The sequence below is a fragment of the Mycetohabitans sp. B2 genome (assembly GCF_021733735.1).
GTDB lineage: Bacteria > Pseudomonadota > Gammaproteobacteria > Burkholderiales > Burkholderiaceae > Mycetohabitans > Mycetohabitans rhizoxinica.
On record NZ_JAHKSP010000041.1, the window covers coordinates 34,412 to 58,702 of the forward strand.

Consider the following 24,291-nt stretch of genomic DNA (forward strand, 5'->3'; position numbering starts at 1 on the left):
GTGGAACAGGGCAAGCACGCATGACACGCGATGTGCGGCCAACACGGACGACGTAGTCCCCCGCCCCTCCCCCGATTGGGCGCGACCCGGCGATGCCATACGTCAAGCGCCGGCGGGCGTGCAGCAGTCGCGTGTGCTACCGTGCACACAGCCATCTCACGTTCTCGATTGGCCTGGTGGACCTCGGACGCTTCGACACATGACCACTGCGCGAGCTGGGGACCGTTGCGGCCCTTTCTTTGACGATTAGCTTATCGAGCGATACTGAGTCGTCACTAACACTTGTAGCGGCATAGTCGGCACGCGCCTCAACGCTGTTGACAAATCCCAACAGCTATCCGCGCCGAAACCCGTATTATGGAGATTGTCACGGCCTCCGCTTTACGACTTCTCAATGCCGCCGTCTTCGCCACCCTGCTCGCTACCACCCGTCGTCGTGTGGTTTCGCGACGATCAACGCCTAGCCGACAATCCCGCGCTCGAATACGCTATTGCCACGGGTCACCCTGTCGTGTGCGTGTATGTTCACGACCCGGCGCCACGCAATACGCGCCCGCCGGGCGCAGCTGGGCGCTGGTGGCTCCATGAATCCTTACGCGCACTCAATGCTGCGCTCGTAGCGCTGGGCGGTGAATTGACCGTCCTTCACGGCTCCGAGTCGCAGGCCATCGAAGCGTTCGCCGTGGCAATCGGCGCGATCAAGGTGTGCTGGAATCGCCGGTATTCGGCACCGCAACGCGAAACCGACACCGCGATCAAGACGGCGCTCAAAGAACGTGGCATTGCGGTTTTCACTTTCAATGGCCACTTGCTGCGAGAGCCGTGGACCGTGGCTACGCGAGATGGCCGCCCGTTTCAGGTCTTCAGCGCGTACTGGCGCGCCGCGCGCCACCAGTATTCCCCTGAAGCGCCGCAGCCCGCCCCTGAGCGAATCAACTTCTTTCCCGTGCCGGAAAACATCGGCGTGGCAGTGCGCGTGAAAAATCTGTCTGCACTGGCGCTCCAGTCTCGCACCCCCGACTGGGCCAGCGGGCTGCGCGAAACGTGGCAATGCGGCGAACAAGCGGGACAGACGCAACTGGACGCTTTCCTCGCGAATGCGCTGACCCGTTACGCGAGTGGACGCGACGTTCCCGCGATGCAGGCAACCAGTCGGCTCTCTCCGTATCTTCGCTTCGGCAATCTCTCGGCACGGCAAGTATGGCATGCAGCACTGTCTGCTGCGCGCGTCGGGCGCCACTGCGGCGACGCGCGCAGCGCCTGCACCGCGAGCAGCGGCGTCGATAAGTTTCTCGATGAGCTTGGCTGGCGCGAGTTCTCATACTATCTGCTCTATCATTGTGCGCCGCTCCATCAAGTCAATTTCAAACGGCAATTCGACACGATGCCGTGGCGTACCGATACCGCGGATCTGCGCGCGTGGCAGCATGGCCGCACCGGCTATCCGCTCGTTGACGCCGGCATGCGCGAGCTGTGGCATACGGGTTGGATGCACAATCGCGTGCGGATGGTAACGGCGTCGTTTCTCGTCAAGCATCTGCTCATCAACTGGCGCGAAGGAGAGGCCTGGTTCTGGGACACGCTAGTCGATGCCGACGAAGCCAGCAATCCTGCAAACTGGCAATGGGTGGCCGGCAGTGGCGCGGATGCGGCGCCGTACTTTCGCATCTTCAACCCGGTGCTACAGGGTCAGAAATTTGACCCGCAGGGCGCCTATGTGCGGCGCTGGGTGCCCGAACTCGCGCGCGTGCCGAGCGGATGCGTCCATGCGCCATGGCTCGCGCAACCCGCACAACTGGCGTCTGCGTCGGTTCGGCTGGGTCAGGACTATCCGCTGCCGGTGGTGCCTCACCAGCAAGCGCGCGAGCGGGCGCTGAAGGCGATGGAGCACATGCGTGGGCGCGAATCGGGCAGCGCCGACCCGTTGGCATGATCAAGCGGGTTTGCGCGACGCGGCTGATCGCGATCCGCAGCCGCCGAATCGATCAAGCTGCTGCCCGGCCACCCGAAGCACCGTGGGTGCTACCGCGTCACCGCGATCAACGAGACGCATCTGGTGTTCCAGCCATGGGAACGGTGCAAACATCGCGGATCGTGTCAGCGGCAGACCACATGCAGCTTGCCCGATGTCGACGTATCGCGCCGATTCGGTTCTTCCATTGTCGTTTCGGCACCGGCGCGACGTATCGCCGCGCTTGCTCCGACAATTGCGGATTTTAGGGCCTACCGAATGCCGCATCCGCTATCCTTGAGCATCGCACCGCGTGCCAGCCAGGGCACGCAAACATTTGATCCAATCCCCTCGGCGGCTTACACGCCTGAGGCAGTCGGGAAGCAATCTACCGCGCAACGACGGAATGGGGTACATCGACTCGACGGGCTGGGTGCCAAGCAATTGTCCAAGAGCCCGCAAGCCGCTATTGGCCTGAACGAGATGCCAACGGAGCTTCTCGCCAACATATTCAGCCGTGTTCCGCTCAGCGATGCGGCGCGGTTGTCCGAGGTCAACAGCAAGTTCCGGCAGATGCTGCTGCCGCGACGGCATTGCTTTCTTGTAAACAAGAAGCTGCAGGCCGTTCGCCAACTGCCCCCCGGCCCCCAGCAGTACGATCAAGCACAGAGGCTATGGACGACGTCGTTGGAACTGCTCGAGCATAGCCGCGCCGAACTGGATGGAATCATCCAGTCCTTTGAACTCGAATGGCTGGCCCCGCAGGATAGAAAGGGCGTGCTGGACCAGATGATCGAGCATCTGAAACGCTCGCATGACAGCGCGTCGTGCGCGACGCAATCCGATGAGCCCAGTAGCGGGTTGCCATCGCGCGATAACGCGTCGGTAAGCGCGCGGCAACGCCGCGCACTGCTAAACCACCTAAAGTCACAAATCGAAACCCTGCCGAAAGGCGAACGCGCGTCGGCGCTGACACGGATCATCGAATTGCAAGGTCAGGAAGCGGCGACGGTTGAACGCTTGTTTCCGCGAATCCATGGCGGAAATGTCTGGATATCGAACCGCGACTATGCCATTCATTTGCTGAACTACGGTTTTTTCGAGGGCGAGGCTGCCGCGCTCGCCGGCGAACGCGACCCGCATGCATTGGAGGATCCCGACATTGAGATTTGCACTGCCGTCATCGCGTGGCGGCCCAAAAACCTGCCACTACACAAGTTTATCGACTTGCTCGAGCAAGCGATAGCCGATGCCCGCCGTCACGGGGACAAACACCGCGTGGGTGCCGACGACGAGACGGCGGACGATGAACGGGCTCGGCTTGTGCTGCGATTGAGAAACCTGACCCGCAATGCGACGCCTGACGCGCGCACCCTATCACGGTTGACACCCGACTCTATCGAACGCGTTCGCACGCGAGTCTGAGCCAGCGTTCATCGTGCGGCTTCCTATCCAGCAAGCTGACGGCAATCGCAACAACGAAGCCAGCGGGCGCGCCAAACACGCCTGAGCTGATCGGCTCAATGCCGGACCGAGCAGCCCGTTGTGAAGCCAGTCCGGCCAGCATCCCGCAACCGCGCCGGCCTGGGTGGTGCGTTTCCAGAATCTGTTCAATTGTCCCCAAAAAGTTACCGTGACGTTGAGCGGCGCGATCCGGTCTTCGAAATCGGATCGCTAACGGAACTCGCGCTGCTTGAGCGCGGCCTGTTATTAGCGCCTTCATTTATCGTCGAGTAGCACATCAACGATGGCAAGCTGATACAGGCCCTAGTGGATAGTGGACGACGCGCCGACTTCCGTTTCACGCTGTGATGCCGCACCGTTCGGCAATGCCGGTGACAGTACGCAGCTTCGTTAACTTCATGGCGGAGTGGTTCGCCGCATGACTGCCCGGCGTCCATGGCCGAGGCTGCGGCACGTAGCACCGCTTCGCGATGTACTCGGCGTCGATAGACATTGGGTCATTATCGTGGACTGTACTGACGGCAACGAATAGAAAGCGTACCCTTAAGACTATTGCAACCCCTCATTCTTGCAACATCACCGTGTATTTGCACAGCGCTGTTGCATCAATCAATCTAATCTGGCGCTTCAAGGGGGCGGTGTGTGCACCAACTACGAATCCGCGACGCTCGACGATTTGAGCACATTCACCGAGTTTCCTCGGCCGACATTCGATTACCCTCGCAGCGTCTATAAAGACTACGCGGCGCCAATTTTCCGTATGGGAGAAGGTACGAGAAGCACCGATCGGGCAACGTTTGGCCTCGTGCCCCGCAAGCACATCCCGCCCGGCGTCAAGGTGTTCGATACGATGAACGCTCGAGCCGAGACCGTGGGCAAAAAACGCAGTTTTTCGACATGCTGGCGCAATGGGCAGCTGTGCCTTATCCCTGCATCAAGCTTCTATGAGCCGAACTATGAAACCGGCAAGGCGGTGCGCTGGCGGATCAAGCTAGCGAGTGGTGAGCCGTTCTCGATTGCAGGGTTATGGCGTGCGTGGAACGATAGTCTGTCGTTCACGATGCTGACGCTCAATGCCGACTCTCATCCGCTCCTGCGCCGTTTTCACAAGCCTGGATCTGAGAAGCGCGGCATCGTAATCCTGCGGCGCGAATACTATGACGACTGGCTGACGTGCCGTGAGCCGGAGGTGGCCAGGACGTTTCTGAGCTTGCTGCCAGCCGATGAACTTGTCGCAGGCCCTGCCCCACTGCCTACGCGCAAAAATGTGGGCGATGCAAAATGAGTACGCCCACCCATGGCTGCGTCAGTGCGCATCGCCACCGGCCGAAGGGCATCGAGTCTCTCCAGAGCCTTCGTCGCTGATGCGAATCGACATGCGCAGCGACGAAGGCCATGCACCTCATCGCGTCAGCGCGCCTCGTTCAACTGATCGAGGATAGCCGGGTTTTCCAGTGTCGACACATCTTGCGTGATCGCCTCGCCGTTGGCCAGCGAGCGCAGCAGCCGCCGCATGATCTTGCCGGAGCGCGTCTTCGGCAAGTTGTCGCCGAATCGAATATCCTTCGGCTTAGCAATCGGACCGATTTCCTTCGCGACCCACGCCCGCAACTCATTTGCCACCTTCACGGCCTCGTCGCCCTGCACACGTGCGCGCTTGAGTACGACAAACGCGACCACCGCTTCGCCGGTTGTGTCATCGGGCCGGCCGACGACCGCCGCTTCGGCGACGATCGGATTAGCCACCAGCGCCGACTCGATCTCCATCGTGCCGAGCCGGTGACCGGACACATTCAGCACATCGTCGATGCGTCCCATGATCGTGAAATACGCGGTTTCCTCGTCCCGTACGCTGCCGTCTCCGGCAAGATACAACTTGCCACCGAGTTCCTCGGGAAAATAGCTTTTCTTGAAACGCTCCGGATCGCCCCAGATCGTGCGGATCATCGAGGGCCACGGGCGCTTGATCACGAGGATCCCGCCCTGTCCGTTCGGTACGTCCTGGCCGGTCTCGTCGACGATTGCCGCCATGATGCCCGGCAACGGCAGCGTGCATGAGCCCGGCACGAGCGGCGTGGCGCCGGGCAGCGGCGTGATCATATGGCCGCCGGTCTCGGTCTGCCACCACGTGTCGATGACCGGGCAACGCTTGGCGCCGACCTGCTCGTAATACCAGACCCACGCTTCGGGGTTGATCGGCTCGCCGACAGTGCCGATGATACGCAGCGACGACAGGTCGTACGCGCGCGGATGGCATGCCGGATCGGCATCCGATGCCTTGATCAGCGAGCGGATCGCGGTCGGCGCCGTATAGAACACGGTGACCTTGTGCCGCGCGATCATCTCCCAGAAGCGGCCCGCGTTCGGATACGTCGGCACGCCTTCGAACACAACTTGCGTTGCACCACACGCCAGCGGCCCGTACGCGATATACGTATGGCCGGTGATCCAGCCGATGTCGGCGGTACACCAGAACACATCGTCCGGCTTGATATCGAACGCCCATTTCATTGTCAACATGGCCCACAGCAGATAGCCGCCGGTGCTGTGCTGCACGCCCTTCGGTTTGCCGGTGGAACCCGACGTGTACAGAATAAATAGCGGATGTTCAGCACTGACCCATTCCGGCTCGCATTGCTCGGGCTGTTGGACCACCAGTTCATGCAGCCAATGGTCGCGCCCTTCGTGCCAGGCGACCTTGCCGCCGGTGCGCCGATAAACAATGACATCCTTCACCGCGTCGCATCCGCCCATCGCCAGGGCTTCGTCGGCAATACGCTTAAGCGGCAGCGCCTTGCCGCCGCGCATCTGCTCGTCGGCAGTGACCAGCGCCACAGCGCCGACATCGATCAGCCGCTCATTGAGCGATTTCGACGAAAAACCGCCAAACACGACCGAATGCGTTGCGCCGATCCGGGCACAGGCCTGCATCGCGACGACGCCTTCGACCGACATCGGCATGTAAATCACCACGCGATCGCCCTTGCGCACGCCGCGCGACTTCAGCGCATTGGCAAACTGGCACACGCGCCGGTGCAACTCGCCGTAGGAGACAGGCGTGAGCGTGCCATCGTCAGCCTCAAACACGATTGCGTTCTTCTGCGCGTGGCCCGCGGCGATCTGCCGGTCCAGGCAATTGTACGAAGCGTTGAGCTGGCCGTCCTCGAACCACGTGTAGAACGGTGCATTGGATTCGTCCAGCACTTTCGTGAACGGCTTGTGCCACGCCAGGTGCTCGCGCGCCAGGCGAGCCCAGAATCCGTCGTAGTCGCGCTCGGCCTCGGCGACCAGCGCCCGATAGGCATCCATGCCGGCGATGGCGGCCGCGGCCGTGGTCTGCGCGGACGGAGAAAACACGCGCCGCTCTTGCAGGACCGATTCAATGGCAGACATCAAACTACCCCCTGATAATGGAATAAACAAAATCGTTGTCGTGTGCCGCCGTATCGCATCGCTGTCGCAACGCGCTGGATAACCCGCCGCGCGCCGCCGCGTTGCCACACATTGGCGTGAGTGTCTCCGCTCCCGCCGTGACCGGTGGCCGGGCGGCGCAACGAAGTCGATCGCCGCGCCGCATCGACCCGCGTGCTTACCGGCACCTACCCAGAACTTTACAATGAACTCTACAATGCTTGCTCAATTAAGAAAAAGCTGAGCGGCCTCGGATTCGCTGTGACCCCGCAGCAAACCGCTACGCACGCTTGCCCCTTGCGCGATGCGACTCGTCAACACTTATGTGGGCATCGGCAAGAGCATCGTCGCACTCATTTCGGTATCGATCTTCACGCTATTACGGTTCGTGACCGAGATCGGCGTGCTCTGGCCGCTGTACCGGCCCACGAAGATACGTGTGGTGAATGGCTGAGTCTGTTCCTGCAATCGTTGTTCGGCACGTTTCTGTTCACGCTATGGATGCTCAACGGGCCGCGGCACACGAGCGCCGTCGCCGCCGGCGTAATCACCCGCACGATTGCGGCGCTCGGCGCGGTGTGCTGCGAATCGATTTGCTTGGTCCTGTCGTAAACATTGGCGGCCATCGACGTAGGCCGTACACGCACGGCATCGTACCTGCTGCCGAGGTTGCTATTCGGCGTGGGCTCGCTTGCCGCGTTCGACTATGGGGCGGTGCTGCCGGTGGCCGCCGCATACAGGATCACTTTTCTCGGCGATCGTCCGAGCACAGCGCATGGGTCCGTGCGAGTAGGCGGGATCGCCGGCATCGCGTTGGCCAGCATGCGGCCGGCCGCGTCCCGCCACTCGCGTCATGGCCCGCCGCCGCGTGCCCGAGCCGAGCGTGCCGCAGCCATTCTGCTGCGACGCGGTACAATAACCGCATTGGTACAATAACTGTATTTTTGACCTCACCCTGGCGTTCGCCCCTGCCCGCGCGCGTGCACGGGCAGTGCGACACCGTTTGCTCAGTTGCACGATGCCTTCCAGTCACCCGCCATTTTCGCCGTCCGGGCCGCGCCGTATGCGCGCACTGCCGTCGCTGATCTTTTTTAGTCGCTGGCTGCAACTACCACTGTACCTGGGCTTGATCCTCGCCCAGGCTATCTACGTCTTCCTATTCCTGAAGGAACTGTGGCACCTGGTGTCGCACGCGGCGTCGCTGACCGAGACCAATGTGATGCTGGTGGTGCTCGGACTGATCGACGTCGTGATGATTTCGAACCTGCTGATCATGGTGATCATCGGCGGCTACGAGACGTTCGTGTCGCGGCTGGGCTTGGAGGGCCACCCGGACGAACCGGAGTGGCTCGATCACGTCAATGCCGGCGTGCTGAAGGTCAAACTGTCGATGGCGCTGATCAGCATTTCGTCGATCCACTTGCTCAAGACCTTCATCGACCCCGACCAGCATTCGTCGCAGGCGGTGGTGTGGCAGGTACTCATCCACCTTGCATTCCTGCTGTCGGCGCTCGTCATGGCCTGGGTGGACAAGCTTACATCGCACGCGCCGCATGTTCCTGTTTCACTAGCCGATTCGACACACGATTGAGCGTTACTCCCGCCGCCAGCCGATGCGGCGCCCCAAGAGAAAAGCACCATGACAGTCATCAAGCAGGAAGACCTGATTCAAAGCATCGCCGATGCGCTGCAATACATCAGCTACTACCATCCGCTAGACTATATCCAGGCGCTGGGCCGCGCGTACGAGCGCGAGCAAAGCCCGGCAGCGAAGGACGCGATCGCGCAGATCCTCACCAATAGCCGGATGTGCGCCGAAGGACGCCGCCCGATCTGCCAGGACACGGGCATCGTCACGGTGTTCGTCAAGGTCGGCATGGACGTGCGCTGGGATGGCGCGACGATGAGCGTGACGGAGATGATCAACGAAGGCGTGCGGCGCGGCTACACGCACCCGGACAACGTGCTGCGCGCATCGATCGTCAACCCGCCCGAAGGGGCGCGCCAGAACACTCGGGACAACACGCCGGCAGTCATCCACTATGAGATCGTTCCGGGCGACAAGCTCGACGTGCAGGTGGCGGCAAAGGGCGGCGGCTCGGAGAATAAGTCGAAGTTCGCGATGTTGAATCCGTCCGATTCGATCGTCGATTGGGTGCTCAAGACCGTGCCGACGATGGGTGCCGGCTGGTGTCCGCCGGGCATGCTTGGCATCGGCATCGGCGGCACTGCCGAGAAGGCGGTTTTGATGGCGAAGGAATCGCTGATGGATCCGATCGACATTCAAGACGTAATCGCCCGTGGACCGCGCGATTGGATTGAGGCGCTGCGCGTCGAACTGCACGAGAAGGTCAACGCGCTGGGCATCGGCGCCCAAGGGTTGGGGGGTCTGTCAACCGTGCTGGACGTGAAGATCATGGCGGCGCCCACGCACGCGGCCAGCAAGCCGATCGCAATCATCCCGAACTGCGCGGCGACCCGCCATGCACACTTCACGCTCGACGGCTCTGGCGTTGCGCGGCTGGATCCGCCGCCGCTGGAGGCCTGGCCCAATGTGCATTGGCAGCCGAACACCGAGACCAGTCAACGCGTGAACCTCGATACGCTGACGCGCGAGCAGGTCGCCGGCTGGAAGCCGGGCCAGACGCTGTTGCTCTCGGGCAAGATGCTGACCGGACGCGATGCCGCACACAAGCGCATCGCGGACATGCTAGCCAACGGCCAGCCACTACCGGTCGACTTCACGAACCGCGTGATTTATTATGTCGGCCCGGTCGATCCGGTGCGCGACGAAGTCGTCGGCCCCGCTGGCCCGACAACCGCGACACGGATGGACAAGTTCACCGAGATGATGCTCGCGCAAACCGGCCTTATTTCGATGATTGGCAAAGCCGAGCGCGGCCCAGTCGCGATCGATGCGATCAAGAAGCACCAAGCGGCCTACCTGATGGCGGTCGGCGGCGCCGCTTACCTCGTGTCCAAGGCAATCCGCGGCTCGCGCGTGGTCGCGTTCGAAGATCTCGGGATGGAAGCCATCTACGAATTCGAGGTCAAGGACATGCCGGTCACGGTGGCGGTCGATTCCAACGGCACATCGGTCCATCAGACCGGCCCGAAGGAATGGCAAGCCAGGATCGGCAAGGTTTCGATTGCCACCGCGTAGCGGATCGGCGGACCGCGCAGCCGCGCGGCTTCACATTTAGCGAGCAACGGACGACTCGGTTCAATCCATAACTTGCACACCGTCCGTGCCTGCCCACCACAAGGAACCGATCATGCAAGGCGACAAGAGAGTCATCGAATATCTGAACGCTCAGTTGAAGAACGAACTGACGGCGATCAACCAGTACTTTCTGCATGCGCGGATGTACCAGCACTGGGGGCTGGACAAGCTGGGCAAGCACGAATACGACGAGTCAATCGGTGAAATGAAGCACGCCGACTGGTTGATCGAGCGCGTATTCATGCTCGATGGCTTGCCGAATCTGCAGGATTTGCACAAGCTACTGGTCGGTGAGACCACGCAAGAAATCCTTGAATGCGATCTGAAGCTCGAACTGGCGTCGCAAACGACCTGCAAGGAGGCGATCGCGTATTGCGAGTCCGTGCAGGACTATGTGTCGCGCGAGCTCTTCCGCCGCATCCTGGACGACACCGAAGAGCACATCGATTGGCTCGAGACACAACTCGAATTGATCAACAGGATAGGCATCCAGAATTACCAGCAGTGCGCGATGACAGCTGTCCAATCGTAAGCCGCGGCAGCCACCAGCACGGTGAGGATGACAATGCGCAACGCGGCGCCGATCGGCGTGTTCGACTCCGGGGTCGGCGGCCTGTCGGTGCTGCGCGCGATCCGTGCGACGTTACCCGATGAGGCACTGCTGTATTGCGCCGATTCCCGCTACGCGCCGTATGGCGAGCGCGACGACGCGTTCATCGCGGCGCGCACGCTGGGCATCGGCCGGTGGCTCGCGGCGCAACAGGTGAAGGCGATCGTGGTGGCCTGCAACACCGCCACCGCGCATACCGTATCGATGTTGCGCGAGCGCCTGCCGATGCCGATCATCGGCGTCGAGCCGGGCATCAAGCCCGCCGCGTTGCAGTCGCGCACCCGCGTGGCCGGCGTACTGGCGACCGCCAGCACGCTCAAGAGCGCGCGCTTCAACGCGCTGCTCGCCCAGTACGGCGGCGATTGCCGATTCGTCTGCCAGGCAGGTCATGGCCTGGTCGATGCAATCGAGGCGGGCGACATCGGTTCGCCGGTCGTCATGCAACGTCTGGCCGCATGCCTGCAGCCGATTCTGGACGCTAGTGCCGATATACTGGTGCTGGGCTGCACCCACTATCCGTTTCTACTCGATGCGGTGCGTACAATCACTGCCGACCGGCTCCACGTCATCGACACCGGCGAGGCGATCGCGCGTCAACTGGTGCGGCGGCTGACCGACCAGCAGTTACGGGTTGACACTGGCCCGGCCGCCGCGCACGCCGAGCCGACATCCGCGCCAGCGCCGTTGCGGCTCGTCACCACGGGCGACGCCCCGCAATTGGCCCGCATCGCTCGGCAACTGCTCAGCGTCAACGTGGCCGCCGAACACGTCGAAATAGCGTCAGAACCGATTTATCGCGATGCACTGGCCTAACGCAAGGCCAGCGACCCCGATGTTACAAAAAATCATCGATCGCGCTTGCACACGTCACCACAAAGAATGATAATAATTCGCATTAACGTTAGCTGTCAGCGCATCATGATCGTCTGCGTGTGCAAGTCTGTTTCCGACCGTACTATCCGTGCATCGCTGGAGTCCGGTGCCTCGACGTTCGACGAATTGCAATTCGAGTTGGGCGTAGCAACGTGCTGCGGCAAGTGCGAGCAAACCGTGCGCGACCTGGTTGCCGCCTGCGGCGCATGCACGAGCCTGTGCGGTCCCGGCGCCCACCCGGCGCGTCATGTGACGCCGGCGCCGGTCGCGTTCTACGAGCGCAAGGCGGCCTGACGCCAGTGGATATCGGGCGGGCCGCGGCCCGATGCCGCGTCGGTTCTGCTCTGGCCCGTCTTTCTCCGTGCAAGCCAGCGCGACGCGCGAGCCAGCCACGTTACCGCACTGCGCTCTCGGAGGGCTTCATGGAACTGCTGCTTGGATTCGCGACAACGCTATGCATCTCCTTTCTGATTTTTCGACGCTGAACCCGGCACACTCCGGGTCGCGTCGAAGCAAAGCCGGCCATTATCCGCGTCGCGGCCCCCGTGCATCTGCCATCGGCCAACGCTAATATGCAGGTTTCTCCCAGTTCGGCTGGCGCGCTACGCTCCAGTGCAGTCTCGCCGATGAAATCGCGCCCCGTCGCGCACTACACGACCACACTCGCCGCAGTGGCACTGCTGCATGCCGGCGTGATCGCGTGGCTGGTTTATGCGCGTGCCGACACCGTCCCAACCGTGACGGTCGAGTCCCGGCCGATCATGGCCGAACTACTCGCCCCGCCGGCACCGGTCGCGGTGCAGTCCGCGCCGGCGCCCACGCCTGCGCCGAAACCCAAACCCAAGTCCGTGATGATGCCGCGGCCCAATCCCAAGCCCGTCGTCAAGCATCCCGCGCCAGCGCCTACGCCACCAATGCCGGTACGTGATACCCCATCGCAATCGGTGCCCACGCCGTCAGCGCCCCCGGCCGCGCCGGCGCCCACGCCCGTACCGGTCGCCGAGCCCGCATCACCCGCGCCGGGCCCTCGCTCGGTGGTCGCGCAGGGCGCACCCAAGGGCGTCGCCAAGCTCGACTGCCAGATCGTGCGGCCCGATTATCCCGCGCTGTCCAGACGACGCGAGGAAACGGGCACGGTGGTCGTCAACCTGGTCGTCGGTCTGGAGGGCAAGGTGGAACGGGCCACGATCAAGAAAAGTAGCGGTTATGATCGATTGGACGAGGCCGCGCGCAATGCCGCGCTAGCCAGCACGTGCCGGCCTTACATCGAAAATGGGCAACCGATCCGGGTCACGGCTGACCAGCCGTATGTGTTCAATCTAGACGACTGAGCCGTGCCGGCTGATACCGTGCCGCTGGCGTCCATTGCCGAGTCCGCCCGCTCAACAGCGTCACCGATAACGAGGATACGAAGGAAACACCATGCAGAACTACGGTATGGCCCACGTATGGGCACAAGGGGATTTCGTCACGCGCGGCATCGCGATCACACTATTGATCATGTCAGTGCTATCGTGGAGCGTAATCCTAATTAAAGGATGGAACGTGCTGCGGTTGCGGCGCCTGACGCGTAACACCGAGCAGCAGTTCTGGCATTCCGACGATTTCACCGAAGGTCTCGTAAAGCTCGGCTCGACCGGCTCCGGCGACGCCGATAACCCGTTCGTCGCACTCGCGCTCTCCGGCAAGGAAGCCGCCGACCATCACCACAAAAGCCAGCCTCACCTGCATGACCGGATGGACATTTCGGACTGGATAACGCGCTGCCTGAAGGACACCATGGATGACTGCGTCGCCCAGATGCAAAGTGGGCTGGCGGTCCTCGCATCGATCGGCAGCACCGCACCGTTCGTCGGCCTGTTCGGCACCGTGTGGGGCATCTATCATGCGCTGCTGACGATCGGGGCGACCGGCGACACGTCAATCGACAAGGTTGCGGGACCGGTGGGCGAATCGCTGATCATGACGGCATTCGGTCTGTTCGTCGCGATTCCCGCGGTGCTCGGCTACAACGCACTAACCCGCTCGAACAAGGCCGTGGTGACCAAGCTGAATCGCTTCGCGCACGGGCTGCACGCGTACTTCGTGACAGGTGAACGATTGTCCTCGACGCTCCAGCGCGGCGAAGGCCCGCGGCTAGCGACAGCCGGTAAATGAGCGAGGTACGGCAATGGCAATGACCCCCTTTGTGGACGACGACGATGACGGGCTGATGAACGAGATCAACATGACGCCGCTGGTCGACGTCATGCTCGTGCTGCTGATCATCTTCATCGTGACGATTCCGGCGATCCAACACGCAGTCAAGCTCGACCTGCCGCACGCGAGCAGCCAGCGGCAGGATGTGCGGCCCGCGCACGTCACGGTGTCGGTCAATGCCGATGGCACCGTGTTCTGGGATGACGTCAAGGTGTCCGACGCCGAGTTGCAGCGCAAGATCGCCGCCGCCGCGCAGGCCCACCCGCAGCCGGAACTGCATTTGCGAGCCGATCGCAAGGTCGCGTACGAGCACGTAGCCGACGTGATGTCCTATGCGCAATCGAGCGGGTTGGCCAAAATCGGATTCGTGACCGAGCCCAAAGCGCATTGATTCGCGGCCATCACGTCACCTTCGAAGCCTCGTAATGGGTTACGCAACACCACGTCGCGTAGCGACCCCTGCGCGAGCGCCGGCGAGCGCGGCCTTGACTGCCGTACCCGAGCCAACCCTAGCCGCCGGCCAACGGCTAGGGGCTACTTTTTCCGCCTACCGCACACTGGGCCGCGGCTTAGTTGGACCCTGCAAGCGCGGCAGGCGACGCTCAACGCCCAACGGCGCAAGGCCCGCCGTGTCACGGCGCAGCATACGCAACTGTGCCGCCGGCGCTGGCCCAACCGAGTCGATGCTGGTCTGGCGCGAAGCATCAGCCAGTCCTGCCCCCACGAGCAACTTGGCTTCCAGCTTCAAGTTGGTCAGGCGCGCCGGATCCTGCAAGGCGGTGCGCTGCGCCAGCAGCTGGCTCCAGGCGTTGTCGCCGTAATTGACCACGTAGTAATCTTGCCCACTCGGGTCGGCCAACACCGCGCCACAGCCATCGAGCCGCACTTGCATGTCGGTGGCCTTCATCGCGAGCGTCTTGCGGCTGGTCAAGCCATCGCCATACGCCAACGTCAGCGGAATAGTCCACTGTGTGCCCGGATACCGATTCTGGTTCGGAAACGGCTGCTGTTTCAGCGTCACGACCGTCTGGTTGGCGCTCAGATCACAGCGCGTGTCGAGCGAAACCAGCGGAATGCCAGTCTGCCGCACGAAGCTGTCGCCGATCGCCGCCATCGGCTCGCCGCTGGCTTTGGCCAGTTCGTCCCACAACCGCTTGGGCGTGGCGTTGCCCAGCGCATAATCAGCCAAGTAGGACTGCAACGCGCTGCGCAGCACTGGCTCGCCCAAATAGCCCTCGATCATCTTGAGCACCTGGCCGCCCTTGTTATAGACGAACGTGCCCGCACCCAGCACGAAATCATTGGACGCGTACGCGCTGAAGTTGGGTTGAACCGGAAATGCCGATGACTTCAAATCCGCCGCAATCACACGGTATTTATTCTTGACCTCGTCGGCCCAACTGAAACGGTCCGGAAAAAAGCGGATCTTGGTCTTGTTCTCAAAGAACGTCGCAAACGACTCATTCAGCCACACGTCGTCCCACCAGTCCAGCGTAACCAGATCGCCGAACCATTGATGCGCAGCCTCATGCGTGAGCACGGTCAGGCCGTAGTCCGACATCGGCGTACCAGGAGGCGGCAGGATGTCGTCCGCGAACTCCAGGATCGCGCCCCAGTTTTCCATTCCGCCGAAGTTCAGGTCTTTTTGCTCTTTGAACGCGTCGTTTGCGGCGACCGTGTCGAACTTGGTGAGCGGCAGCGGGATACCCGTATAGCGGTAGTAGAAATCCAGGGCCTGCTTGGTCTGGTTCATCGCAGGACGCGCCCACTCCTTCATGCCAGGCGGCGTGAAGATGCGCAGGTGCAGCCCCTTGCCATCCGGCAGCGGGCTCGAAAAGTCGTCCTCGAGCACATCGAACTGCCCGCCGCCGAAGAACAGCAGATAGGACGGCATCGGCGGCGTCTTCTCGAACGATACACGCTTGTAGCCACCATCGATGTCCACCGGCGGCAGCTCCGCCGCATTGGACACAACCCGCCAATGGCTCGGCACGTCGGCGCTCACCTCATAGGTTGGTCGGAACGCCGGTTCATCCCAGCCCGGAAACCACTGGCGCGCGAGGTCCGATTCGCCCTGGGTGAGAATCGCGCCGCTGGTGGTGCCATCCGTTGCCTTCAAGTCGACGCGGAACACGCCTTCGGCGGCCGAGCAGCCGGGATAGGGATCATCACCGCAACTTCCGCCGGTGTGAGTGGCCGGATCGTCATAGGTCTTGAAGTTGATGATGCCCTGCCACTCCATATGCAGCGAATAGGTGCCCGCCGCAATTTGCCCGCTCACGGGACGAAGCTGATAATAATCCCCCTTGTCCTGCGGCACCGCCGTCAGCGGAACATTGCCCGGCTGCAGCGTGATTGAGCCGTTGATGAAGTTGATCCGGTGCCCCGCGACGACAATCGCGTTGACCGGCTCGCGCACCTTGATCTGAACGTCAGCGCGGCCCTGGAACGTTGATAACGCCGGATTCGGCCGGAACCACAGCTTGTAGTTCAGCGGCACCACGGTGTCGGGCATTTCGACCGGAGACACCGTCTTGACCACTGCCGGGTTGGCGGCGATCGGCGCGGTGGGGACCGTGAGCGGCGCATCGGATGACGGCGGCAGCACAGCTACGGTGCGGCTGGCCGTACTCTGGGGCCCGTCTCCACCCCCGCATCCGCTCAACGCAAGCAACGCGGCCACCGTCACGCACGGAAGCCATACTCCAAAACGAGTGAGCATAAAAAAACCTCGAGTGAGAAAGCAATGGGTTGATATGTCATTTCTGCTGCTTACTTCCTCACTCGCGCGTTGCGCCATATCGCCGGCGCACGGTCGCCCCGTATGCATGGATCGCGGACGTCATGCGCCCACCCGCATTGCCATGCAGCAATGCTATTTATATGAAATACTAAAAATTAGGTATCCAAAACCTACTACACAGACGGGCAGACCGTGCCACTGAATCAGCAACCTTGGTTTCGCCAACTGGAATGCGCCACATCCAGCTCGGGGTTTTCCCTGCTGTCGCGAACTGACTCGCCTGGAGACAGTACAAAGATTAAGAGCACGCGCATTCGCGTGTCAACTTTCTTTCAAAATTTTTCTTTCGTAATGGGCAAAGAATACTACCCATATACTATCCATCGTTATCGGAAATTATTGTCGCGTTTCGCACTGCATTACGATTTTGAAAGGTAAATAGGTAACGCGGCGCGGTCACTTCGATTAGCCGGTCAAACCCGGGTGCACAGGCCCACCATCACGCTGCTGGCAAAACATGGGCTCTGCTACGATGTCGCCGACTCGGACAGCATACAACGCGTGGACACCATAGTGCGAGGCCCGAACAAGCTTTGCGAACACGCGTTAGCTAAACGCGGAGCATTATTTCCCGCGCGCCTGGCCTCGCACGATGCAAGCCGTTGCGACGAGCCGCTCCCGCATGCTCGGCCGCGTGTCCCACAGACGTGTAAACTGCTGTCTTTTTGACTCTGGTGGTATGGTACAAGTCCCTCGGCACGCGGCGTCCGGCGCCCCGACGCTTGTTCGTCTGCTTGCGCGGCTCGCGCATCTCGATGTAGCCGAATCCGGACAACCGTTGCCGGACCAACTGAGCCAATGGCTTGCTTGGACCGACGCCATCGCGTTATCGACGGCGCTCAACACCAACGCGCACGGCGCCGCATTGGAGGCGGTCGGGGTGGTGCACGGGGGCGAGAACGACGCGTCGGCGCATAGTGTCGCCGTGCGCACGTCGCTGATCCGCCGCATCGATGCCGCTTGCGGCTTCGCTGCCGGGGCACGGCACGCGACCACGCCCGCGGCGTTGCGCGGGACGAGCGTCGACACTGTGCTCGACTACGCTGATTTTCGCCACCGCTACGTCGGCGTGCAACATGCGATGGCAACGGATATCGGTGTGCTGCGAAGGCGGCTGCGCGTAATGCTGTCAGTGCGCTCGCCCAATATGGCGCGGCTGTGCGCCGTCGATACCGTCATGGAGCAAGCACTGGCGGCACGCGAGCATCAACTGTTGGCCAACGTGCCCACGTTGCTCGGCGCACATTTTGCCCGCTTGCGCGACGCCGCGCCTCCGCCCGCGCCGCCGGCACAGACAAACATGCCACAGCAGACGTGCACGCAAGTTCCGCTAACCGGCGCGCCGCCGCCCGCGGGCGCGCCCCGCACATGGCTGGACGTATTCCGCAACGACATGCGCAGCGTGCTGATCGCCGAACTCGATGTCCGATTTCAACCGGTGCAGGGACTGCTCTCGGCCTACCGTACCTGCTAACCCACCTGCTATGACCCGCTTTCGCTTTAATATTGTTGTCTTCCTGGCCGGCCTGGCCGTCGTAGGCTGGATCGGCGCCGGCTACCTCGGCTCTAACCCGCTAGCCTCGGCCGTCACGCTGCTGATCGGTGGCGGTTATCTCGCGGGCGCCCTGGAATTGCGCCGCTACCAACAGGCCACTGTCACGTTGACGCGTACCGTAGCCGGCCTGTCCGCCCCCCCGCCGGCGCTGGAGCCCTGGCTGGCACAATTGCATCCCGGTTTGCGCGGCGCGGTGCGCCTGCGGCTGGACGGTCAGCGAGTCGCGTTGCCGGGTCCGGTGTTGACGCCCTATCTGGTGGGATTGCTGGTGCTGCTCGGCATGCTGGGCACCCTGCTCGGCATGGTGACGACGCTGCGCGGCACCGGCGCCGCGCTGCAAAGCGCGACCGATCTGGACGCCGTCCGGGCCTCGCTTGCCGCGCCGGTCAGCGCACTGGGCTTCGCGTTCGGCACGTCGATTGCAGGCGTGGCAGCATCCGCCATGCTGGGGCTGCTTTCCGCGCTGTGCCGACGCGAGCGCACCGAGGCCGCGCAGCAACTCGATACGGCCATCGCGACGACATTGCGGGCCCATTCGAGCGCCCACCAGCGCGAGACGAGTTTTCAGCTCTTGCAGCGGCAAGCCGATGCGATGCCTGCACTGGTCGATCGGCTGCAAACGATGATCACGCACATCGAGCAACAAACACGGACATTGAACGAGCAACAGCTCGCCGGGCAGCAAGCCTTCCTCGAAAAGGTCGAGGACGCGCACGCGCACCTCACCTCGTGCGTGGCGCAATCGTTGAAAGAATGCGTGGCCGACAGCGCCCGCGCCGCGGGTACGGCGCTGCAGCCGGTCGTCCAGGCGACGATGGCCGGCCTGGCGCGCGATACGGCATCGCTGCACGATACCATCGCCGGCGCCGTGCAGCAGCAGTTGCATGCGCTGTCCACGAGCCTGGACGCGACCACGCGCAACGTGGCGGCGGTCTGGAGTGAGGCATTGGCCGACCATCGACAATCCAATGACGCGCTGCTCGAGCACCTTCGCGTCTCGGCTGACCGATTCGCAGAGGCGGCTGAACAACGCGCCGCGACCCTGTTGCAGACGCTGTCGGCACGTTTGGAAGCCAACGTGGCGACGCTTGCCCAGACTTGTCAGCATACGCTAACGCGGCAGGAGCAGGCCGCAGAGCAACGCGCCGCGGACCATCAGCACGCGCTCGAAGCGGCCGTTGCGGCGCTCGCACAGCGCTCGATGGCATCGTTGGATGCAATGGAGCAATCGCAAGCGCAGCTGCGCACCGAACTGCAATCGCAGGACGAACACCGGTTGGCCACCTGGACCACGGCGCTGACTTCCATGGCCACCACGTTGCGCCAACAATGGGATGAAACCAGCATGCGCGCAGCCGCGCAGCAGCAACAGATCTGCGATACGCTGGCGCATACGGCGCAACAAATCTCGGCGCAGGCCACCGAGCAAGCCACCGAGACGATGGCGCAGATCGGCAAGCTCGTGCAGGTCGCGTCGCAGGCGCCGCTGGCCGCAGCACAAGTGATCGCCGAGTTGCGCCAGCAACTATCCGAGAGCCTCGAGCGCGACACAGCGGTTCTGCAGGAACGCGGCCGCGTGCTCGAAACGCTGGCGACGCTACTCGACTCGGTCAACCATGCGTCCAACGAGCAGCGCTCAGCCATCAACGCACTGGTCGCGACATCGGCAAGCTTGCTGGAGCGCGTCGGCAACCGGTTCACTGACGAGGTCCAGGCCGGCACGCGGCAACTGGAGGCTGCCGCGACGCAACTCACCAGCGGCGCGGTCGAAGTAGCCAGCTTGGGCGAGGCGTTCGGCGTGGCGGTCCAGTCCTTTGGCGCGTCCAACGATACGCTGGTCGCGCATTTGCAGCGCATCGAAGCGGCGCTGGACAAATCGCTGGCACGCAGTGACGAGCAACTCGCTTACTACGTCGCGCAAGCGCGGGAAGTCATCGATCTAAGCATGATGTCGCAGAAGCAGATTATCGAGGAGTTGCAACAGCTCGCTACGCAGCAGGGGCGTGCGGGAGCCGAAGCGCCATGAACGACGACATTGACGGCGGCGTGGAAGCGGCCGCGCCCATCTGGGCCGCGTTTGCCGACTTGATGTCAGTATTGCTGGGCGCGTTCGTGCTGATCCTGGTCGGCGTCATCGGTATGCAACTGCAACTATCGGCCAAACTCGAGAACGAAGTTCGGCAACGGCAAATGGAAACACAGCGCCGCAAGACGCTCGAACAGGTATTGGCCGGGCCGCTAGCCGCCGGACGCGTGACGCTGGTGAACGGCCGTATCGGCATCAGCGGCAGCGTGCTGTTCGCGCTGAATTCGGACCAGTTGCAGCCCGAAGGTCGTGAGCTATTGAAAAGTCTCGCCAAGCCGCTTCGCTCATACCTGAGCGCCCGTGACGAGATCCTGATGGTGAGCGGTTTTGCCGATGACCAGCAGGTCCGCGCGGGCAATCGTCGCTTCGCCGATAACTGGGAATTGTCGGCACAGCGCGCGTTGACGGTGACGCGCGCGTTCATCTCGGAAGGTGTGCCAGCCTCGTCAGTCTTCGCCGCCGCGTTCGGCTCCGAGCAGCCGGTAAGCTCGAATGCCGACGACGCTGGACGGGCTCGCAACCGGCGCGTGGAGATCGCCGCGGTGCCTAGGCCATCCGCCATGAACGGTGAACGCCGTGAGCCATAGCGAAACGCATGCGCGGGCTCGGCTCGACGCATGGCGGGCATCCGGCGCCGATCGGTTGGACCCGGTGCGCTTTTGCTTCATCGACGCGCTGGAGCGACGCACGGCCGGTCACGTCGGCGCGGTGCGACGCCGCTTGGAGCGCCGGCTTGGCGAGCTGCTAAATGCATATGCCGCTGATCTCGAGCGGGCGGATCCCCGCGTCGGCAACGCAGATGCCGCAACGACATCACGCGAACCCGCAGACCCTACACTCGCGATGGTGCTCGACTACATCGCCGCGCGCAAACGCGCGCATGGCGATGCCAGCGCCCCTGCCGCCGCATCGCACCCCGGGTCCGATCCAGGGCCGGCGACGCTGGATTATTTCAGAAAGACCTGGGCCAAGGTCCGCATCGAAAAGCAGCTTCGGCAATCGCTCAACCAAGTGCCGAGGAATGCCGGTCCGCTCAATTCCAGCAGTCTCGTGCATCGCTCGCTTTCGTTGATGCGCGAATTGTCGCCCGGGTATCTACAGCAGTTCCTCGCGTACGCGGACACGTTATCGTGGATGGAGCAATTAAATAGCGGGGACCCGGCCTCGGCCAAGGACACCGTGCGTGCCGCCGTTGCCCGTAAGAGCGCCCGAGGCAAATCGCGCTGAAGCGGCGTGCCGTGCGGCAAAGCTGCCGTCACGGTGGGATCATCACAGGACCGAAAGGAATGAACACTTGCACGAAAACGGCGTGCCCCGCGCAGTGGGCATGGGTATTGCATTCGGCCAAGCACGCAACGAAAACGGCGGCGGGCGCGGCCTGGTAGCGCGCCGCTCAACCTCGGACATCGTCCCCGACTCAACCGCTCATGACGGAACCCATCGACAAGCCACGCAACCCGCGCCGACGCAGCGGCCCAACCTCCCCGTCACGAGCCCGGCAGGCACCGATCAAGTTTGCGCAGAGCGTGCATGCGCTAGCGCGGCACGGCGATCCCGCGGCGGGCAACGTGACATTCGTGCTCGGCGCCGGTTTCTCCCGTGCCTGGGATAGCTGCTATCCGACCGGCACCGATCTATTTGACTTTACCGATGACGACTGGGCGAGCGAATCTTCGTTCCTGGAGGATTTCCTGCGTATGACGCAGATCGATCGCACCGTTGGGTTGGACCGATCCGCATTTCTCGACATCGTCTATCAGGTGGGCATGTTGAAAAAGTATCCGCTGCTTCGCAATCGATACGTCGACGAGTTCTATCTGGAACTAGTCGAGCGTGAATTGCGCTATGCGGTGCTTCGCAAGTTCCACCAGCGCGCAAAGCCTCCTACGCTGGTCGGCGACACGCTATCGTTTGACCAGCCGCTTAGCGACGCACAGACGGCGATCAGTGCGCTGTTTGCCGCGCTGCAGGAGCATGCGAGCGCAACGTCGGCTGGCGAGCGGCCTGCCCCCCGCATCGGCGTGAATTTCCTAACGACAAACTACGACTTTGTCATTGAGGCGATGGTGGACACAGCGCTGCGACGTGCCCGTTCGCGCGAGTTGTATCGAGGCTTCACGCCGTTCGCCTGGTGTGGTGACATGGACAGGCGTGCGGTGGCGGTGCCCTTTGCGGGCGGTCATTTGCTAAAACTCAATGGGGGGTTTGAAATCTATCGGCGTGAGGGTCATTTCGAAGTCGACTACCGTCACCGCGACACGCAGACACTGCGCAGCAACCCGCCAGAGATCATGCTGCCTTCACGCGCCCAAGACTACGATCAACCTTACTTTCAGGCGCTCTTCCCGAAGGCCGTGCGGCTGCTGCGCGAGTCCCGGATCGTCGTGTTGGTTGGCTACAGTTTCCCGGACGAAGACGCGCTGGTGCGACTGCTGCTGCGTCAATTTGCCGAAGCGCCCGCCGACGGACGCCAGCGTGCGCTGTACTACATCGATCTGAATGACGTTCAGACGCAGCTGGCTCATGCAAGAAGCGTCTTTCCCCATGCCAGCGTGTCCGGAGGCCTCGCGGTATTACCGTGGCGGGGCGGTTTCAGCGAATGGTGCAGTATTGCCGTTCGCGCACTGTGATAGGTTTAAGGCGCGCTGCCCCGACGCGCGAGTCCCGCTACCATCCGACGATACCGCTCCGCCTGCAGGGCAAAGCAGGTCCTCGAACCAGCATAGGGGCCCAGTCGGCATAGTCTGAGCCTTGCCGCGCGTCAACAGCCGCACGGTACCGGCCCGTGGCACGGCTCCATTAGGCTTGGCTAGCCTGCGGATTGCCAACCTTCTCGGCAAACTGCGTCAGCTTTTGATCGGTCGCCTTCTCCTCGTCGAGCGTCGCCTTGAGCAACGGCACTGCGTCGTCCTGGCCGAGCTGTTTCGCGAGCGCGCACAGCGTGCCGTAAGACGCAATCTCATAGTGCTCCACTTTCTGGGCTGCACCGATCAGCCCCGCATCGAGCACGGGTCCCTTCTCGATTTCGTCCATCAGTTCCACGGCTTCCTCGACCAGCCCCTCCATTGCTACGCATTTGATCCGCTTTAGCTTGATGCCGCATTTCTCGACCACTTGGTCGATGCGTGCAACCTGCTCATGCGTTTCCTGCAAATGCGTCTCGAAGGCCTGTGCGAGTTCAGGATTCGTGCTGGCGCGCGCTAGCTTGCCGAGTGCGCGCGTCAATTGCTTCTCCGCACTGTAGATGTCAGATAGCGAATGGATAAACAGGTCTTCCAAGGTCTTGCGTGCCATATTGAGCCTCCTTCGTCGAACTCTTAATCAATACGCCGCACGAATGTGCTCGCGTCGGCCTCACTTGCCGCGCAACGCCCATGCCCGGGCACCGGCGCAGCACGGCTTCAACAAGGGCGCCGCCACGACACCAGCGCCCGCTTACCGCGCCAAACTCACGCGCCCGCTCACCGCCAAGCTCACGCGGCCAGGCACAGCAAATGCATCACACATGACGTTTTGTGACCAGGAGGTGTCATGGCTTTATCCCCGCTTGCGGCGCTGCCCGTTACCACTGCGATCCGCGCCGACCACACCCACGTGCTGGCGGCCTTCCACCGCTACCGCCCCGACTCGCCGTGGTGGCGCAAGCGCGCGATCGTTAGCGCCGCATGTACCGCGCTGGAGATCCACATGCAGCTTGAAGAGGAAATTCTTTACCCGGCACTCGCACGCGTTGATCCGGACGATGACGTGCTGAAAAAAAGCGAGCCCGAGCATGACGCGATACGGCAGACGATTGAACGACTGCGCGGTATGGAGCCGGACAATGCGGCTTACGACAATCTTTTCATGCAATTGATGCGCACCGTGATCCATCACGTCGCCGACGAAGAAGCCGTGCTGCTGCCGCGTGCCGAACGCGCGCTCAAAGCCGAGTTGGCGAGTCTGGGCGCGGCGATGACACGTCGGCGCCTCCAACTGCTCGGAGCGCACCGGCCAGCACGCATCGCGCTCGATATGGCCGGCACCTTCCCGGTGGCCACGGCGCTGCTGGGCGCACTGACCGGCATCGCCGTATTGCGCTGTTTTGCAACCCCTCGCCCCCGCAGTGCATAGCGA

At 62.6% G+C, this 24,291-nt stretch carries 20 protein-coding genes and 1 pseudogene; 18 read left to right on the forward strand and 3 right to left on the reverse strand.

Annotation, left to right across the window (positions count from 1 at the left end):
* Positions 1 to 394 precede the first annotated feature (394 nt).
* The 3 genes from KPG66_RS08135 (at position 395) to KPG66_RS08145 (ending at position 4,700) form a co-directional block, all read left to right on the forward strand.
* On the forward strand, positions 395 to 1,933 hold the full coding sequence (locus tag KPG66_RS08135; protein ID WP_237070584.1) for a cryptochrome/photolyase family protein: 1,539 nt from the start codon (positions 395 to 397) through the stop codon (positions 1,931 to 1,933).
* A 501-nt stretch (positions 1,934 to 2,434) separates the two neighbouring features.
* Positions 2,435 to 3,376, forward strand: coding sequence for an F-box protein (locus KPG66_RS08140; protein ID WP_237070585.1), 942 nt, complete (start codon positions 2,435 to 2,437; stop codon positions 3,374 to 3,376).
* Between the two features lie 607 nt (positions 3,377 to 3,983).
* Complete coding sequence (locus KPG66_RS08145; RefSeq protein ID WP_336886353.1) at positions 3,984 to 4,700, forward strand: SOS response-associated peptidase; 717 nt, start codon at positions 3,984 to 3,986, stop codon at positions 4,698 to 4,700.
* A 125-nt stretch (positions 4,701 to 4,825) separates the two neighbouring features.
* Here the strand turns inward: KPG66_RS08145 and acs are convergent, their stop codons facing one another.
* The gene (acs, locus tag KPG66_RS08150; protein ID WP_237070586.1) at positions 4,826 to 6,808 is read right to left on the reverse strand and encodes an acetate--CoA ligase; all 1,983 of its coding nucleotides are present in this window, start codon (positions 6,806 to 6,808) and stop codon (positions 4,826 to 4,828) included.
* Positions 6,809 to 7,130: 322 nt separating this feature from the next.
* Here acs and KPG66_RS17725 point away from each other — a divergent pair.
* The 9 genes and pseudogenes from KPG66_RS17725 (at position 7,131) to KPG66_RS08200 (ending at position 14,122) form a co-directional block, all read left to right on the forward strand.
* A pseudogene (locus tag KPG66_RS17725) lies at positions 7,131 to 7,762 on the forward strand (hypothetical protein).
* A gap of 82 nt (positions 7,763 to 7,844) precedes the next feature.
* Positions 7,845 to 8,417 (forward strand): TIGR00645 family protein, encoded by a 573-nt coding sequence (locus KPG66_RS08165; protein ID WP_041753659.1) that lies wholly within the window; start codon positions 7,845 to 7,847, stop codon positions 8,415 to 8,417.
* A 48-nt stretch (positions 8,418 to 8,465) separates the two neighbouring features.
* Positions 8,466 to 9,989, forward strand: a complete 1,524-nt coding sequence (locus KPG66_RS08170) for a fumarate hydratase (protein ID WP_013435627.1) — start codon at positions 8,466 to 8,468, stop codon at positions 9,987 to 9,989.
* Between the two features lie 112 nt (positions 9,990 to 10,101).
* A complete protein-coding gene (bfr, locus tag KPG66_RS08175; RefSeq protein WP_041754326.1) occupies positions 10,102 to 10,581 on the forward strand; it encodes a bacterioferritin in 480 nt (159 codons plus the stop codon).
* 27 nt (positions 10,582 to 10,608) lie between these two features.
* A complete protein-coding gene (gene murI / locus KPG66_RS08180) occupies positions 10,609 to 11,472 on the forward strand; it encodes a glutamate racemase (RefSeq protein WP_237070588.1) in 864 nt (287 codons plus the stop codon).
* 105 nt (positions 11,473 to 11,577) lie between these two features.
* Positions 11,578 to 11,826, forward strand: coding sequence for a (2Fe-2S)-binding protein (locus KPG66_RS08185; protein WP_237070589.1), 249 nt, complete (start codon positions 11,578 to 11,580; stop codon positions 11,824 to 11,826).
* Positions 11,827 to 12,158: 332 nt separating this feature from the next.
* Positions 12,159 to 12,863, forward strand: coding sequence for an energy transducer TonB (locus KPG66_RS08190; RefSeq protein WP_049786398.1), 705 nt, complete (start codon positions 12,159 to 12,161; stop codon positions 12,861 to 12,863).
* A gap of 91 nt (positions 12,864 to 12,954) precedes the next feature.
* On the forward strand, positions 12,955 to 13,689 hold the full coding sequence (locus tag KPG66_RS08195; RefSeq protein ID WP_237070590.1) for a MotA/TolQ/ExbB proton channel family protein: 735 nt from the start codon (positions 12,955 to 12,957) through the stop codon (positions 13,687 to 13,689).
* A gap of 13 nt (positions 13,690 to 13,702) precedes the next feature.
* On the forward strand, positions 13,703 to 14,122 hold the full coding sequence (locus tag KPG66_RS08200; protein ID WP_237070591.1) for an ExbD/TolR family protein: 420 nt from the start codon (positions 13,703 to 13,705) through the stop codon (positions 14,120 to 14,122).
* 156 nt (positions 14,123 to 14,278) lie between these two features.
* Here the strand turns inward: KPG66_RS08200 and KPG66_RS08205 are convergent, their stop codons facing one another.
* On the reverse strand, positions 14,279 to 16,453 hold the full coding sequence (locus KPG66_RS08205) for a M1 family metallopeptidase (RefSeq protein WP_237070592.1): 2,175 nt from the start codon (positions 16,451 to 16,453) through the stop codon (positions 14,279 to 14,281).
* Positions 16,454 to 17,213: 760 nt separating this feature from the next.
* Here KPG66_RS08205 and KPG66_RS08210 point away from each other — a divergent pair.
* From KPG66_RS08210 to KPG66_RS08230, 5 genes are all read left to right on the forward strand, one after another.
* A complete protein-coding gene (locus KPG66_RS08210; RefSeq protein ID WP_237070593.1) occupies positions 17,214 to 18,008 on the forward strand; it encodes a DUF3348 domain-containing protein in 795 nt (264 codons plus the stop codon).
* A gap of 10 nt (positions 18,009 to 18,018) precedes the next feature.
* The gene (locus tag KPG66_RS08215) at positions 18,019 to 20,115 is read left to right on the forward strand and encodes a DUF802 domain-containing protein (RefSeq protein ID WP_237070594.1); all 2,097 of its coding nucleotides are present in this window, start codon (positions 18,019 to 18,021) and stop codon (positions 20,113 to 20,115) included.
* Positions 20,112 to 20,762, forward strand: coding sequence for an OmpA family protein (locus KPG66_RS08220; RefSeq protein WP_013435638.1), 651 nt, complete (start codon positions 20,112 to 20,114; stop codon positions 20,760 to 20,762). The genes KPG66_RS08215 and KPG66_RS08220 overlap by 4 nt, the downstream gene beginning before the upstream one ends.
* A complete protein-coding gene (locus tag KPG66_RS08225) occupies positions 20,743 to 21,402 on the forward strand; it encodes a DUF2894 domain-containing protein (RefSeq protein ID WP_237070595.1) in 660 nt (219 codons plus the stop codon). Before KPG66_RS08220 ends, KPG66_RS08225 begins: the two co-directional genes overlap by 20 nt.
* 200 nt (positions 21,403 to 21,602) lie before the next feature.
* On the forward strand, positions 21,603 to 22,805 hold the full coding sequence (locus tag KPG66_RS08230) for an SIR2 family protein (RefSeq protein ID WP_237070596.1): 1,203 nt from the start codon (positions 21,603 to 21,605) through the stop codon (positions 22,803 to 22,805).
* Between the two features lie 169 nt (positions 22,806 to 22,974).
* Here the strand turns inward: KPG66_RS08230 and KPG66_RS08235 are convergent, their stop codons facing one another.
* Complete coding sequence (locus KPG66_RS08235) at positions 22,975 to 23,469, reverse strand: YciE/YciF ferroxidase family protein (RefSeq protein WP_237070597.1); 495 nt, start codon at positions 23,467 to 23,469, stop codon at positions 22,975 to 22,977.
* A 237-nt stretch (positions 23,470 to 23,706) separates the two neighbouring features.
* Here KPG66_RS08235 and KPG66_RS08240 point away from each other — a divergent pair, with 237 nt between their 5' ends.
* Complete coding sequence (locus KPG66_RS08240; RefSeq protein ID WP_237070598.1) at positions 23,707 to 24,288, forward strand: hemerythrin domain-containing protein; 582 nt, start codon at positions 23,707 to 23,709, stop codon at positions 24,286 to 24,288.
* Positions 24,289 to 24,291: the final 3 nt, after the last annotated feature.